Origin of the sequence: Devosia sp. RR2S18 (assembly GCF_030177755.1) — a bacterium.
GTDB classification, from domain to species: Bacteria; Pseudomonadota; Alphaproteobacteria; order Rhizobiales; family Devosiaceae; genus Devosia; species Devosia rhizosphaerae.
In genome coordinates this window covers 83,577-96,876 of sequence record NZ_CP126539.1, presented here as the reverse complement: position 1 = coordinate 96,876, position 13,300 = coordinate 83,577, and the positions used below count along the sequence as shown (strand labels likewise).

At 63.0% G+C, this 13,300-nt stretch carries 16 protein-coding genes and 1 tRNA gene; 5 read left to right on the top strand and 12 right to left on the bottom strand.

Features of this window, described 5'->3' with window-relative positions:
* Positions 1 to 28: 28 nt before the first annotated feature.
* Positions 29 to 448 carry an Hsp20 family protein gene (locus QOV41_RS00470; RefSeq protein ID WP_284578791.1) on the top strand — a complete coding sequence of 140 codons (420 nt, stop codon included), beginning with the start codon at positions 29 to 31 and terminating at the stop codon, positions 446 to 448.
* Positions 449 to 463: 15 nt separating this feature from the next.
* Entirely contained in the window at positions 464 to 751 is a 288-nt protein-coding gene (locus QOV41_RS00465; RefSeq protein WP_284578790.1) for a DUF1150 family protein, read from the top strand.
* 76 nt (positions 752 to 827) lie between these two features.
* Here the strand turns inward: QOV41_RS00465 and QOV41_RS00460 are convergent, their stop codons facing one another.
* The 11 genes from QOV41_RS00460 to QOV41_RS19880 all read right to left on the bottom strand — a co-directional run bounded on the left by QOV41_RS00460 (position 828) and on the right by QOV41_RS19880 (position 8,240).
* Positions 828 to 1,295 (bottom strand): PTS sugar transporter subunit IIA, encoded by a 468-nt coding sequence (locus tag QOV41_RS00460; RefSeq protein ID WP_284578789.1) that lies wholly within the window; start codon positions 1,293 to 1,295, stop codon positions 828 to 830.
* Positions 1,296 to 1,341: 46 nt separating this feature from the next.
* Positions 1,342 to 1,923 carry a ribosome hibernation promotion factor gene (locus tag QOV41_RS00455; RefSeq protein WP_284578788.1) on the bottom strand — a complete coding sequence of 194 codons (582 nt, stop codon included), beginning with the start codon at positions 1,921 to 1,923 and terminating at the stop codon, positions 1,342 to 1,344.
* 242 nt (positions 1,924 to 2,165) lie between these two features.
* A complete protein-coding gene (gene rpoN, locus QOV41_RS00450) occupies positions 2,166 to 3,671 on the bottom strand; it encodes an RNA polymerase factor sigma-54 (protein WP_284578787.1) in 1,506 nt (501 codons plus the stop codon).
* A 135-nt stretch (positions 3,672 to 3,806) separates the two neighbouring features.
* Positions 3,807 to 4,613, bottom strand: a complete 807-nt coding sequence (gene lptB, locus QOV41_RS00445) for an LPS export ABC transporter ATP-binding protein (protein WP_350151199.1) — start codon at positions 4,611 to 4,613, stop codon at positions 3,807 to 3,809.
* Positions 4,562 to 5,017 (bottom strand): LptA/OstA family protein, encoded by a 456-nt coding sequence (locus QOV41_RS00440; RefSeq protein ID WP_284581400.1) that lies wholly within the window; start codon positions 5,015 to 5,017, stop codon positions 4,562 to 4,564. The genes lptB and QOV41_RS00440 overlap by 52 nt, the downstream gene beginning before the upstream one ends.
* Positions 5,017 to 5,658: a hypothetical protein gene (locus QOV41_RS00435; protein ID WP_284578785.1), complete on the bottom strand. Its 642-nt coding sequence runs from the start codon at positions 5,656 to 5,658 to the stop codon at positions 5,017 to 5,019. Before QOV41_RS00435 ends, QOV41_RS00440 begins: the two co-directional genes overlap by 1 nt.
* A gap of 19 nt (positions 5,659 to 5,677) precedes the next feature.
* Positions 5,678 to 6,292, bottom strand: coding sequence for a ribonuclease D (locus QOV41_RS00430; protein ID WP_284578784.1), 615 nt, complete (start codon positions 6,290 to 6,292; stop codon positions 5,678 to 5,680).
* 540 nt (positions 6,293 to 6,832) lie between these two features.
* A complete protein-coding gene (locus QOV41_RS00425; RefSeq protein ID WP_284578783.1) occupies positions 6,833 to 7,357 on the bottom strand; it encodes a cytochrome b in 525 nt (174 codons plus the stop codon).
* A gap of 137 nt (positions 7,358 to 7,494) precedes the next feature.
* Positions 7,495 to 7,579: transfer RNA gene (locus tag QOV41_RS00420), tRNA-Leu, on the bottom strand.
* Between the two features lie 60 nt (positions 7,580 to 7,639).
* Positions 7,640 to 7,852 carry a GFA family protein gene (locus QOV41_RS00415; protein WP_284578782.1) on the bottom strand — a complete coding sequence of 71 codons (213 nt, stop codon included), beginning with the start codon at positions 7,850 to 7,852 and terminating at the stop codon, positions 7,640 to 7,642.
* A complete protein-coding gene (locus QOV41_RS19880; protein WP_463054427.1) occupies positions 7,764 to 8,240 on the bottom strand; it encodes a GFA family protein in 477 nt (158 codons plus the stop codon). The genes QOV41_RS00415 and QOV41_RS19880 overlap by 89 nt, the downstream gene beginning before the upstream one ends.
* Between QOV41_RS19880 and QOV41_RS00410 the strand changes: the two genes are divergently transcribed.
* The gene (locus tag QOV41_RS00410) at positions 8,148 to 9,134 is read left to right on the top strand and encodes a complex I NDUFA9 subunit family protein (protein ID WP_284578781.1); all 987 of its coding nucleotides are present in this window, start codon (positions 8,148 to 8,150) and stop codon (positions 9,132 to 9,134) included. The two genes, QOV41_RS19880 and QOV41_RS00410, sit on opposite strands and share 93 nt — an antisense overlap.
* Before the next feature lie 4 nt (positions 9,135 to 9,138).
* Here the strand turns inward: QOV41_RS00410 and QOV41_RS00405 are convergent, their stop codons facing one another.
* Entirely contained in the window at positions 9,139 to 9,411 is a 273-nt protein-coding gene (locus QOV41_RS00405; protein WP_284578780.1) for a hypothetical protein, read from the bottom strand.
* A 175-nt stretch (positions 9,412 to 9,586) separates the two neighbouring features.
* Between QOV41_RS00405 and QOV41_RS00400 the strand changes: the two genes are divergently transcribed.
* Both QOV41_RS00400 and QOV41_RS00395 read left to right on the top strand, forming a co-directional pair.
* Positions 9,587 to 10,303, top strand: coding sequence for a PadR family transcriptional regulator (locus QOV41_RS00400; protein ID WP_415926733.1), 717 nt, complete (start codon positions 9,587 to 9,589; stop codon positions 10,301 to 10,303).
* A gap of 74 nt (positions 10,304 to 10,377) precedes the next feature.
* Complete coding sequence (locus tag QOV41_RS00395; protein WP_284578779.1) at positions 10,378 to 13,299, top strand: FAD-binding and (Fe-S)-binding domain-containing protein; 2,922 nt, start codon at positions 10,378 to 10,380, stop codon at positions 13,297 to 13,299.
* The last annotated feature ends 1 nt before the right edge of the window (position 13,300 follow it).

Genomic DNA, 13,300 nt, shown 5'->3' with positions numbered 1-13,300 from the left:
CGTTGCTTGTGTAACAAGGACGGCGTTGATGTCGCGTATTTCGGTGTTTTCCGCTCCCTTTCTCCTGGGCTTTGACAGCTTTGAGGAGCGCGTGGACCGCCTTGCCAAATCGGCCGATGGCTACCCGCCTTATAACATCGAGCGCACGGTGGATGCGGATGGCACGGAGCACTTCCTGGTCTCCATTGCTGTCGCCGGCTTTGCCGCGGGTGAGCTCGAAGTGATGGCCGAGGACAACCAGATCGTGGTTCGCGGCAAGCAGAAGGACGATCCCAATCGGCAGTACCTGCACCGCGGCATTGCCGCGCGGCAGTTCCAGCGATCGTTCCTGTTGGCCGATGGCATGGTCGTGAAGGATGCAACTTTAGGGCATGGTATGCTCGTTGTTGCTATAGAGCGCCCCAAGACGCCCAAGACTGCCCGACGTATCGATATTCGCTCAGTATGAGGAAAGGGCCAGAAGATGTATGAAAAGCGTAGCCATGAGGCCATTTCGGATCAGTTGATCCATCCCCTGAAGTCCCTGACGCGCGCGCAGTTCGCGGCCTTGGGCGGTGACGCAGTAGCCTATGTTCGGCCGGTGAGTGGCGCCATCCTGGCCGACATGATCACCAATGCTGAATTCGACCACGCCACCTTTTACCAGCTCGTGATGTCCGCAGACGGCACGCCGCTGCTGGTGACCGACACCGAAGATGCGGTGGTGGACTGGCTTGGCGACAAGAATCTGGGGCTCGCCACTGTTCACTAGGCGGCAGGCTGCTTGAAATGAAAAGGCCCACGCGAGGTGATCGCGCGGGCCCTTTTTGTTTGGTAGCGTCGCAGCCTCAAGCGGCGAAATTGGTCTCAACGGGCCGAGTCAACACGCCGTGCAGCGCAGCAGGGTCCGAACCACGACGCAGTTCGTCCACCACCTCTTCGGTGCGCAGCAAGCGGGCTACGCGGGAGAGCGCCTTGAGGTGATCTGCCCCCGCGCCAACGGGCGCCAGCAGCATAACCACCAGATCGACTGGCTGTTCGTCCACGGCGTCAAAATCAATGGGCTGCTCGAGCCGGGCAAAAACCGCCGTAACCGATTTGAGGCCGGAGATCTTGCCGTGCGGAACGGCAATGCCGTTGCCCAGTCCCGTCGAGCCGAGTTCCTCGCGGCTGGCGACGGCCGAGAAGATTTCCTCGGCCGTATGTCCGGTCAATTCGGCGGCGCGATCGCTCAGTATATGCAACAATTTGTGCTTGTTGGGCACGTCCGTGCAAATCAGCACGGCGCGCTCAGCCAAAATATCGGCCAATTCCATCGATGCGCCCCGGATCAACTACGCTGGATTAAGGCTTGAGAGCCACTCAATTGGCGCTCAAGGCCGGATCGATCCAGCCTATATTGCCGTCAGCGCGGCGGTAGACCACATTCAGCCCACCATGTCCAGCATGGCGGAACATCACCACCGGGTTGCCAGTGAAGTCGAGTTCCATCACCGCTTCCTCGACACTCATCTGGCGCAGATTCTGCGTGCTCTCGGCCACGACGGGCGGGGCGTAGTCCTCGGCGACTTCATCGACATCATCAAAGGCGCCAAAGACGGTATACTGGGCGGACAGGCCGTCGCCGCCCGCCGTGTTGCCATTCCCGCGCCGGTGCTGCTTGAGCCGCCGATTGTAGCGGCGCAGGCGCTTTTCAATGTGCTGCGACATGATCTGGTAGGCCGAGGTAGGGTCGCCACCCGCAGCGCTGGCCTGCAAGACCACGCCGGTATCGAGATGGACGACGCAATCGGCGCGGAAGCCCGACCCATCAGGTTGCAGGGTTAGATGGCCATCATAGCCGCCATCGAAATACTTACCGACGACGTCCTCGAAATGCTCCTCGGCAGTGCCGCGCAGGGCATCGCCAACATCCATGTTCTTTCCCGAAACCCGTAAGCTCATGGCTTCCTCTTTTCCTTGCTTGTCGTGTCGACGCGAGGATCTCCCGAAGCCGTCCCCGGTTCCGGGATCACGCTTGTCGCACTCCCGATGTGGGAAGTGGACAAGGCCGATGCTAGACCCGCGCTCGCTTGAGACGCAATGCGCAATAGGCGCTCCCGGTTCGTTTCCGGCGGCTCTTTGCCACAGGATGGCCGCATGGGTCCAAACTGGCTAATGCCAAAGTGATTTGCTGGGCCGAGCGGTCAGTCGACCTGAGCAAGGTTTTTCTTTTGGCGCCGGCGGATTACGGAGGAGGCAATGTTCATGCCCTCCCGGTATTTGGCGACGGTTCGGCGGGCGACGTCGATCCCCTGCTCCTTCTTGAGCATGGCTGCAATGGTGTCGTCCGACAGAACGCCATCGGCAGCCTCTGCGTCGATCAGCTGCCGAATGCGGTGCCGTACCGCTTCGGCCGAATGGTCGCTGCCACCATCGCTCGAAGCGATCGCGGTGGTGAAGAAATACTTCATCTCGAACAGCCCGCGCGGGGTGGCGATGTACTTGTTCGAGGTGACGCGGCTGACCGTGGACTCATGCATGTCGATGGTCTCAGCCACATTGCGCAGGGTCATGGGACGCAGATGGGCTATTCCATGCACCAAAAAGCCGTCCTGCTGGCGCACGATTTCGGCAGCCACCTTGAGGATGGTCTGGGCCCGCTGGTCGAGGCTCTTGGTCAGCCAGTTGGCGGTGGCGAGACAATCCGACAGAAAGCTCTTTTCGGCGGTATCGCGGGTCTTTTTGGTGACGCTCGCATAATAGACGCGGTTGACCAGCACCCGCGGCAGCACTTCGCTGTTGAGCTCGATCTGCCAGGCGCCGTCCGGTCCGCGGCGCACGAAGACGTCCGGCACCACCGACTCAACCGGCCCTGAGTCGAAGGCCAGACCGGGCTTGGGATCGAGCTGGCGCAGCTCGGCCAGCATGTCGAGGAGGTCCTCCCGATCGCAGCCGATGGCGCGCATCAGACCGACCATGTTGTGCTCGGCGAGAAGGTCGAGGTTATCGAGCAGCGCCTGCATGATCGGGTCGAGCCGGTCGCGGTCGCGTAGCTGGATGGCCAGGCACTCCGGCACCGACCGGGCGAATACCCCGATGGGGTCGCAACCCTGCAGGGCTTCAAGCACGGCTTCGATATCGGCGCGTTCGGCGCCCAACTGCTCGGCGATGGCATCGAGATCCGCCACAAGATAACCGGCCTCGTTGAGGCTATCGACCAGATAGCGCGCAATCAGCCTGTCGGCGGTGGTGCGCAGGATCATATTGGCCTGCGCCATCAGGTGATCCGACAGGAGCGGCCGGGAGGCGACATATTGATCGATGTCGGGCGCTTCCCCGCCCTCGCTGCTCCCGTTCCGATCCAGGCGACTGACGGGCGCCGCGCCTTCGGAGGGGCCCTGTTCGGGAAAGATGTTCTCGACCGCAGTGTCGTAGCCGTCAGCAATGGACTCAGCGTCACCAATGCGCTCGCTGCGCTCGAACGTGTCTTCGTACGCGGCAACTTCACCCTGCGGTTCAGGAACGTCGCTGGCTTCGCCCGGCTCGGCGCCATCTTCACGCTCGAGGAGCGGATTGCGCAGCAATTCCTCGTCGACGAAGGTGCTGAGCTCCAGATGGCTCAGCTGCAGCAGCCGGATGGACTGCATCAATTGCGGCGTCAGTGTCAGGCTTTGCGCCTGACGAAATTCCAGACGCGGCGAAAGTGCCATTGTTAGTCAAACCTCTGGCGCAAAACTTCTCAGCCGTGTCCGGCTGTTTCTTGCCGGACCATGCCGTAATTTGCCAGAAGGGGCAAGCGCCTGGGCAAGTTCTATGCCAAGTGTGGCATCAGGTCACCGACGTCTCTAGATCGCGAAATTTTCACCCAGGTAAACGCGCCGTGCGTCAGGGTCGGCGCTGATGGTTTCAGGCCGCCCCTGGATCATCACCTTGCCACCATGGATCACATAGGCGCGATCCACGAGGCCCAGGGTCTCGCGCACGGCGTGGTCGGTAATCAGCACGCCGATACCCCGTTGCGTCAGCTGGCGCACGAGCCCTTTGACTTCCTTGACGGCAATTGGATCGACGCCGGCGAAGGGTTCGTCGAGCAGCATGAAGGCGGGATCGGCCGCCAGGGCGCGGGCGATTTCAACACGCCGCCGCTCGCCACCCGAAAGGGCCAGGGCACTGGATTTGGCAAGGTGCGTGATCGAGAATTCCTGCAGCAGCGATTCGAGGCGCGCTTCGCGTTCGCGCTTGCCCTTCACATGGTTTTCCAGCACGGCCATGATGTTGCCGCTGACGGTCAGCCCGCGGAAAATGGACGGCTCCTGCGGCAGATAGCCGATGCCGAGGCGCCCGCGCTGGAACAGCGGCAGGCGGGTAATCGCCTGTCCATCGAGGCTGATATCGCCCTTGTCGGGTTTGACCAGCCCCATGATCATGGTGAAGACGGTCGTCTTGCCCGCCCCATTGGGCCCAAGCAGTCCAACCGCCTCGCCCCGGCGGACGGCGATGGAGACATCGCGCACCACGACGCGTTTGCCGAAACTTTTGGCTAAGTTGTGGGCGACCAGCCAACCGGTCTGGTCGACGCGCGGCTTGGACTGGGGGTCGTTCATTGCGAGGTGAACACTCCCGTCACCCGGCCGCCCTGGTTGCCCGTAAATGTCGAGACATTGGTCTCGAGATTGACCACCAGTTCAGGGGCGGCCACCGTTCCACTGGCATTGGTCACCAGCACATTGCCGGTAAGGCGCAGCAACTGGTCGCCTGGCGTGAAGATGGCTTGTTCGCCGGTCGCGGTTTGATCGCTGGTTTGCAGCTTCACATCACCGCCCGAGGCGACGAAGCTCTCGATGTCCGAAGTGCCGCCGTCGCCATAGATCGCCACGACCTTGGGCGCCCAGACCGTTACTGTGGGGTGGATCACCACCACATTGCCGGTGAACACCGCCTCGCTCGAGTTCTCGTCGACGGTGAAGAGGTCAGCGGTGATCTCCACCGGCTGTTGCGCACTCGCAGGCACGGTCACAAAGCCCAGAAACAGTGCGAGGAGGAAGGCAGTGCGCATCAAGGATCGGCTCCGGGCGTCGAGGGTAGGGTGACCTTGGCATTGGAAAATGTCCAGATCAGGCCCTCGGCGTCATAAGTCATGCCGCGGGCGACGAGCTGCGTGCCGTCCGCATAGTCGATTTCCACGTCACCCTCACCCGTTAGGGTTTGCGTGGCGTAGTCGAACACCGAGTCGTGGACTGTACCCGCTGTACCAGTGGAGTCCTCGACATAGGCAATGTCCTCGATGATGACGCGCTCACTAGTGGTGTCCAGCATCGCCTGGGGCGCGTTGACCTGCATGGTGATGCCGGTCGAGCGGTTCATCGTCAGGGCAGCGTCGGTCAGCCCGATCAGATTGGTGGCCCCCGTTGCAGCCTCCGCCGTATCCGCCCAGACGCGGTAGGTCGAACCATCGGGCAGCACGCCTGCATATTCGGGCGCCGCAATGGAGATGGCTTCGCGCGTGACGCTGACCTGGCCGATGCTGAAGCGATTGCCCAGGCTCGACAGATAGATTTGCCCGATAAGGCCAACCAGGGTCAGCACGCCCAGAGTGGGCACGGCCCAACGCAGCGCCGACACCACCTTGTTGCGGGCGGCAAGGCGCTGATAGGTCGCCTGTCGCTGGGCCGCATCGGCGTGAAGATCGGTCGCCACGTCCGCTGTTTCCTTCCCGTCAGCTATGGGCAAAGATGTCGTTTTCATCCCAGCCGAGCAGATCAAGCTCGCAGCGTGTCTTGAGGAACTCGAAACAAGCCTGAGCGATCTCCATGCGGTTTTCCCGGCGCAGCATGCGATCGAGATGGCGCTTGAGGTCGTGGAGATAGCGGACATCGGAGGCGGCATAATCGAGCTGGGCGTCGGAGAGCTTGTCCTGGCCCCAGTCCGAGCTCTGCTGCTGCTTGCTCATGTCGACATTGAGCAATTCGCGCACCAGGTCCTTAAGCCCGTGACGATCGGTATAGGTGCGCACCAGCTTGGAGGCGATCTTGGTGCAGTAGATCGGCCCGGTCACCACGCCAAACCGATGCCGGAGCACGGCAATATCAAAACGGCCATAGTGGAAAATCTTGGTGACGTCGGGGTCGGCAAGGAGCCTGACGAGGTTCGGCGCCTCGGTCGCGTCTTGGGGGATCTGCACAACGTCGGCGCTGCCGTCGCCGGCTGAGAGCTGGACGACGCAGAGCCGATCGCGATGTGGGTTGAGCCCCATGGTCTCGGTGTCGATGGCTACTTCGCGGCCATAGCGGGACAGGTCGGGCAGGTCGCCACGGTGCAGTCGAACGGTCATCAGGTGCTCATCTCTTGGCGTCGTTTCTATCCTCTTGGCACAGCAAAGGGGCGTTGGAAAGGCGGGCACGGTCAAGCTCCGCCGGGCGTGATCCGTCGGTTGCGCGAAGTGGAGCGGACCCCGAGGCGAAACCGCCTCTTGGGATTAGTAATAGGTGAGACGACTTCGCCTCGGGGTTAGCCGGGATTTGCCGGACCAGCTGGTGTTGCGTCTCCCCAAAGCAGGCAGGGAGAGGCGTATATCCGACCAACACCGCTCGGACCCACTCCGGGGGCGATCTCCCCGAAGTCCCGTGGTTCCACCCGCCTGTCTGGTCGCTGCAGCGCCGCTCCTGCGGGGGAGTGAAGGGGAGTGTAGCTGAGGTTTTGGGGATGGGGATAAGTGAATAGATTTGGCGGGTAGAGACCCCACCTAACCTCCCTCGATGAGGGGAGGGAGGGCTCCACTCGGTTACGTGCACGGAACACTCTTCTCCTCCCCCTCATGAGGGGGAGGTCGGGTGGGGGTTGTGATACAAGCCTGGAGTTGCCGACGCCGGTGTTAGGACTCGGGTTTTAGCATGCGTTTGAGCGAGGGACTCTGGAAGACGAAGTGCTCGACGAGCGCGCCGGCTGCGTGCAGCAGGACCACCGCAATCAACGCGATGCGGAGCGGGCCTTCATGCACGTTAGCGGCGCCTTCGACACCGAAGAACCAGGCCACAGCGCCGCTGAGCGGCATGGCCAGGAGCAGCAGGTAGAGCGCGCCGTGGGTGATCGCCCCAAGCGTCGCGGCCCACTTCGGTTGGTTTTCGGGACGCGGCGGGTGGCCGTGCGTGCGCCGGAGGTAGAGCCGGTAAAGCATGATCAGCAGAACGCTCACCCCGGCAATGATGTGCAGGATCGCGCCGAGGTTCATCTCGACGGGTCCACCCTCCTGGCGCGCCTGCCAGGCCGCGCTCATGGCATCCCCGATGAACAACTGAAAGATGACCAGGGCCACCGTTGTCCAGTGCAGCACCACCTGCGACTTCGACCATCCGACTGACGTTGGCATGTTGCCCTCCCATTTGCTCCAGCCGATCACGCCTAGATCGGTTCTGCAAGTGGGATGGAGAGGGGCTGTTCTACCTCTGAGCCCGGGGACCGAAGTCGGAACTGGAAAAGCGGGCCAGAAACACGAAAGCCGCGCAACCCAAGGGTCGCACGGCTTTTCGAGAGTTTTGGTGCCCAGAAGAAGACTCGAACTTCCACGCCTTGCGGCACACGGACCTGAACCGTGCGCGTCTACCAATTCCGCCATCTGGGCGAGCGCCGGTGTAACTAGGGGCAGCGCATGGGGATGTCAATGCGCTTTCTCGCTCGAGAGTCAGATGTTCGCCCCGTCCCAGTGCTTGATGGTCGACCGATCGATCGGCGGCGCATCCTCCAGGCAGTTGATATTGATCATCACCATAGGATTGCCCTTGCCATCGCTGCCGCGGGCGAAGCTCTCAATGCCGCAGGTGCGGCAGAAAAGGTGATCGATGGTGTTGGTGTTGAAATGATAGGTGCCAAGCGCCGCCTCCCCGCTGCAAGGCAAAGGCGCTGTCGGGCACCGCCTGCATGGTCCAGCCCAGGCGCCGGCAACGCGAACAATTGCACTCGGCGGGGCTCGAGAGATCGGTTGTGGCGGTGAAGCGGACGGCGCCGCAATGGCACTGGCCGGAATAGGTGCGAGTTTCTGGCACGATACGCCTCCTCAGTGCGCCTAGAACAAAAAGAGAACAAAAGAGCCGACGAGTCAAGATGTGTCGCGCCGCGTGAGGCCTCGACAGCGCGGCGAGGCTTGGTTTAGAAGCAAGCCATCCTGCCTGCCCGCACCGGAGCCTTTCCTTATGGACCGTCTTGCCCAAAAAACCGTCACCGTCTTTGGAGGGTCCGGCTTCGTTGGCATGCGCCTCGTTCAGGAACTGGCCCGAGCCGGTCATCGTGTCCGCGTTGCCGTCCGGCGGCCCGATCTCGCGCTGCCGGTGAAAACTTTTGGCGTGGTGGGGCAGATCCAGACGGTGCAGGCCAATCTGCGATATCCTCATTCGGTGCAGCACGCCGTGCGCGATGCCGATGCGGTGATCAACCTGGTGGGCATCGGCGCGCAAGCGGGGGCGCAGAGCTTCCGGGCGGTGCATGTCGACGGGGCCAAGACCATCGCCGAGGCCGCTAAGGCTGCCGGCGTTCCCGTATTGGTGCATATGTCGGCGCTAGGCGTCGACCGGGCCGCCGATGTCAGCGCTTATGCAGCTTCCAAGCTGGGTGGTGAGCAGGCAACTCTCCAGGTCTTTCCCGAGGCAGTGATCCTGCGGCCCTCGATCATCTTTGGGCCCGATGACGGCTTCTTCAATCTCATGGGCACGCTCTCGCGCATGCTGCCCTTCATGCCATTGATCCATGGCAAGACACGCTTTCAGCCGGTTTATGTCGGCGATGTCGCGCGCGCCTTCGTGATGGCCATGGACGGCCACGTGAAGACCGGTCGGGCCTATGAATTGGGTGGGCCAGAAGTGGTGACCCATCGTGAGCTGCTCGAGCGCGTGCTGCACGAGACGCAGCGCAAGAAGGCCCTGGTGCCTATGCCCATCGGTGCGACCAAGATGATGGCTTCCGTAATGAGCGTGATGCCGGGCCAGCCGCTGATTACCAAGGATCAGATCAACCTCCTGGGCGTCGACAATGTGGTGAGCGATGCCGCGACCAAGGAGAAGCGCGATTTCACCGCCTTCGACATTGCGCCCGTTCCGATGAGCGCGATCCTGCCCACCTATATGTGGCGGTTCCGCAAGCGCGGCCAGTTTGACCGCCACGTCTCGGAAGGCACCACAGTCTAGCCGACTAGAGGCTTCCGAGCCAGGCTGCACCCAAGACGAGCACGCTCGCTGCCGCGACAAAGCCGCCATACATTGGAATGCCGGCCGAATCGCGCCGGTGGCGCAGTTTCGGCTGGGTCTTTACCTCCATGCGCCGTTCGGCCGCCGTTGGCGCCTGACCGCCCGCCTCGGCATCGGTGCCCAGCGGCGCGGCGGCCGGATCGGAGGATTCTACCTTTTCGCCGGTATTGCCGCTGTCGATCTGGTTGCGGATCTGGTCCGTGGTCGGAGTTGCCATGGCGATCATCCCTGTCCTTGTCTCACCAAAATGGCGGGGCTGGGCATCCGTTCCGCGGGGATGCGCGTGCAGGCGTTTCAGACAGCAAGATACAATCGCGCGATATATCTTGAACTGGGCAGCCTGCGTGCCGATCTTTCCGTGCAGTGAGACGAGATATATCGGAGAGACAATCATGAGCAGCTATTGGCGCAATGGCGAGCCGGACTGGCGCAAGCTTGAAGGCCTGGCTCGCAGCTATCTGGGTCGTCTGTCCTCGGAGGGCAATGAGGGCTTGGGGCGCGTGGGCGGCAATTTCCGCATCGGCCGCATGTTGGCCGCCGGCGATCTGCGGCTGGTCGCGCTCTATCTGATCGAGCAGCAGCCGCGGCATGGCTATGATCTGATCAAGGCCATCGAGGAGCGCTCGGGCGGCTTTTATTCCCCCAGCCCCGGCGTGGTCTATCCGGCGCTGACCTATCTCGAAGAGATCGGCTATGTGACCGCGCAAGCCGAGGGCAACAAGAAGCTCTATACCATTACAGAGTCTGGGCGGCGGCACCTGGCGGACAACCGCGAGGCTATCGAAGGCACGCTAGCCTTCCTGGCCAAGGCCGGCGAGCAGATGGGCCGTTTCCGGGAGTTCGCCCGGTCCGACTGGCCGTTTGCTGGCGATGCAGCTCCGGCTTCCAGCGGTCAGAGCGGTCCCGCGCGGCAGGACCATGCCACCCCCGACGCCGATCGTGAGCTCAAGGGGGTCATCCCCGAACTCGACGAGGGGCGCAAGGAGCTCAAGGCCGCGATCAAGGCGGTGCGCAAGGGCACGCCCGACCAGCAACGCCTGGCCGCTGAAATTCTCCGGCGCGCGGCGCGCGAGATCAACGCCCTGGCCGAGGACGATGTCGACCTCTAGGATGTGATCGGCCGCCCGTGTGCCGGCTCCATGATCCACTTCGCATGGCGCAGCTAACATGTTAGTGCTGTGCCATGCAGCAAGCCACTTTACCCGCCCCAGCCGCCTTTGTTCCTGCACCGGACCGCCAGGCCGCTGGCGAACGTTTTGCCGCCCGGCTCAAGGGCAAGGTCAAAGGCGCGATCCACACCGACCCCTTGATGACCTATGCCTGGAGCGGCGACGCCAGTTCCTACCGGCTGATTCCGGCGGCGGTGGTGTTCATCAATTCCGAGGACGAGGTGCGGGCGGTGATATCTGGCTGCCGCGCCGAAGGTCTGCCGCTGACCTTTCGGGCGGCAGGCACGTCGCTGTCGGGGCAGGCGGTGACCGAAGGCGTGCTGGCGGTGCTGGGCGATGGCTGGCGCAAGCTCGAAATTCACCCTGGCGCCGAGCAGATTACGCTGGGCCCGGCGATCATTGTGGCGAACGCCAACAAGGCGCTCAAGCCCTTCAACAAGAAGATCGGGCCTGATCCGGCGTCGCAGGCCACCTGCAAGATCGGCGGGGTGGTCAACAACAATTCGTCGGGAATGTGTTGTGGGGTGGCGCAGAACACCTACCACACCATGGCGCGGCTGCGGATTGTGCTCACCGACGGTACCATGCTGGATTCGGGCGATCCGGCGAGCTGCGATGCCTTCCGCGTAAGCCATGCGCAGATGCTGGAGCAGGTGCACCAGCTGCACCACGACGTGATGGCGGATGCCGAACTGGTGGCGCTGATCCGCAAGAAATACGCGATCAAGAATACGGTCGGCTATTCGCTGAACGCGCTGGTCGACTATCACGACCCGCTGGACATCCTCATTCACCTGATGGTGGGCTCGGAAGGCACGCTCGGCTTTGTCTCCGAGGTCACCTACAACACGGTTCCAGAACACCCGTTCAAGGCGACAGCGCTGGTGCCCTTTCCCGATCCGCAATCGGCGGGTCGGGCGATCATCGAAATGGCCAATGGCGGTGTGCAGGTAACCACCGGCGTTACCGCGGCCGAATATATCGAGCGTCGGGCACTAGCAACGGTCGAGCATCTGCCGCCCATGGCCCCGCTCTTGCCCTGGCTGACCGAGACCTCACCGGCCGTACTGATCGACGTCACGGCACCCGATGGCGCGACGCTCGCCACTGAGGTGGAGAAAGCCGTGGCGCTGCTGGCGCGGCATGGGGCAACCCATATCGATTTTTCGACCGACGAGGCGCGCAGCCACGCCCTTTGGGATATCCGCAAGGGCTTTTTCGCCTCGGGCGGCGCGGCGCGGCCCAAGGGCACCTCGATGCTGACCGAGGATGTGGCGGCCCCGATCGAGCGACTGGCAGAGTTCGTCATCGAAATGCGGCAGCTGCTCGACGATCATGGCTACGAGGACGCTATCATCTTCGGGCATGCCCTGGCGGGCAATCTCCATTTCCAGATGAGCGACGACTTCTCGCAAGCCGATGCAGCCGGCAAGTTCGACCGCTTCTCCAAGGCGCTGTCGGATCTGGTTTCGGTGCAATATGGCGGCTCGCTCAAGGCCGAGCATGGTACAGGGCGTGCCATCGCGCCCTTTGTAGAAGCGGAGTGGGGCCCCAAGGCCTATGCGCTGATGCACCGGATCAAGGCGATCTTCGATCCCGAGGGGTTGCTTAATCCCGGCGTCTTGCTCAACGCCGACCCTCAGGTGCACGTCAAGAATTTGAAAATCATGCCGCTGGCCGACGAGTTGGTGGACATGTGCATCGAGTGCGGCTTTTGCGAGCCGGCCTGCCCCAGCCATCATCTGACGCTGACCCCGCGCCAACGCATCGCAGTGACGCGCGAGCGCGAGCGCCTGCGCCGTTCGGGGGAAGACCCCAAACGCCTCGAAGTGCTGGACCGCGACTTTCAATATGCCGGGCTCGACACCTGCGCTGCGTGCAATCTTTGCTCGTTGCGCTGCCCGGTTGGGATCGAGACCGGTACCATGATCATGGGGCAGCGGGCACAGCGGCGCAAAGCTGGTGGACGGGCCGTCGCCGGCAGCGCGGCGGGCCATCTGGGCAGCATCGAGACGATGATGCGGGGTGGCGTGGGGTTTGCCGACCTAGCCCGCCGCATCGTGCCGGCTCCGGCGGTGGAGGCGATCACCGAAACGGCGCGGCGCCTGTCCGGCAAGCGCGTGCCCCGCATTTCGCGGGCGCTGCGCACCGGGCCCGGAGCACCCAAGGCTCGCGCCAATCGGCAGGATCCGCGACAGACTGGATTTCCAGTGCCGATCGCGCAGAGCGGAAGGCCGGCCGTCGTGTATTTCCCCGCCTGCCCGACCCGGTTGTTCGGGGCACCCGGAACCGAGCACCGCCTGCTCAATACGCCCGATGCCATGCTGGCTTTGCTGGAGCGGGCCGGCTTCGATGTGATTGTGCCGGAAAGCCTGAGCGGGCAGTGCTGCGGCCAGCCTTTCCAGTCCAAGGGGTTCCCCGAGCAGGCAGCTGAAGTCGGGGGTGCACTGAAGCGCCAGTTGTCGACGCTTTCTGAGGCGGGACGACTGACGGTGCTGACCGATGCCTCGACCTGCGCCAAGCATCTGCGCGAATTTCCCGGTGATGCGCCGGTGCTCGACTCCGCGCAGTTCCTTGTGACGCATGTCCTGCCGCGGCTCACCGTGACCCAGAAACTGCCAGTGGTGGCGGTGCATCACAATTGCTCGGCGCAGCGGCTGGCCGAGCAACCGATGACCGAAGCCTTGGCGAGTGCCTGTGCAGAGCGGATCGCGGTGTTGAGTTCGGTCACCTGCTGCGGTTTTGCCGGCGACAAGGGGTTGTTCGTCCCCGAACTCAATGCCCATGCGACGCGGTTAGCCAGGAACGACATCCCGGAAGGCTGCACTTTAGGCGTCTCGACGGTCTCCACCTGCGCCTCGGGGCTCAGCGAGCATGCCGGGGTGCCCTTCGTGTCGCTGCCAAGTCTATTGGAATGGGCAAGCCGAACCGCCTGAT

What these genes read in the sequence shown, in the direction of transcription:
- QOV41_RS00470 (WP_284578791.1), top strand. Translation starts at nt 29, where the DNA reads ATGTCGCGTATTTCGGTGTTTTCCGCTCCCTTTCTCCTGGGCTTTGAC.
- QOV41_RS00465 (WP_284578790.1), top strand. Translation starts at nt 464, where the DNA reads ATGTATGAAAAGCGTAGCCATGAGGCCATTTCGGATCAGTTGATCCAT.
- QOV41_RS00460 (WP_284578789.1), bottom strand. Translation starts at nt 1,295, where the DNA reads ATGGAATTGGCCGATATTTTGGCTGAGCGCGCCGTGCTGATTTGCACG.
- QOV41_RS00455 (WP_284578788.1), bottom strand. Translation starts at nt 1,923, where the DNA reads ATGAGCTTACGGGTTTCGGGAAAGAACATGGATGTTGGCGATGCCCTG.
- rpoN (WP_284578787.1), bottom strand. Translation starts at nt 3,671, where the DNA reads ATGGCACTTTCGCCGCGTCTGGAATTTCGTCAGGCGCAAAGCCTGACA.
- QOV41_RS00440 (WP_284581400.1), bottom strand. Translation starts at nt 5,017, where the DNA reads ATGCGCACTGCCTTCCTCCTCGCACTGTTTCTGGGCTTTGTGACCGTG.
- QOV41_RS00430 (WP_284578784.1), bottom strand. Translation starts at nt 6,292, where the DNA reads ATGACCGTTCGACTGCACCGTGGCGACCTGCCCGACCTGTCCCGCTAT.
- QOV41_RS00410 (WP_284578781.1), top strand. Translation starts at nt 8,148, where the DNA reads ATGGACCGTCTTGCCCAAAAAACCGTCACCGTCTTTGGAGGGTCCGGC.
- QOV41_RS19880 (WP_463054427.1), bottom strand. Translation starts at nt 8,240, where the DNA reads ATGACCGGCTCGGGCCAGTTCCTGAACGAGGCGCATGCCAACGAAGCC.
- QOV41_RS00405 (WP_284578780.1), bottom strand. Translation starts at nt 9,411, where the DNA reads ATGGCAACTCCGACCACGGACCAGATCCGCAACCAGATCGACAGCGGC.
- QOV41_RS00400 (WP_415926733.1), top strand. Translation starts at nt 9,587, where the DNA reads ATGAGCAGCTATTGGCGCAATGGCGAGCCGGACTGGCGCAAGCTTGAA.
- QOV41_RS00395 (WP_284578779.1), top strand. Translation starts at nt 10,378, where the DNA reads ATGCAGCAAGCCACTTTACCCGCCCCAGCCGCCTTTGTTCCTGCACCG.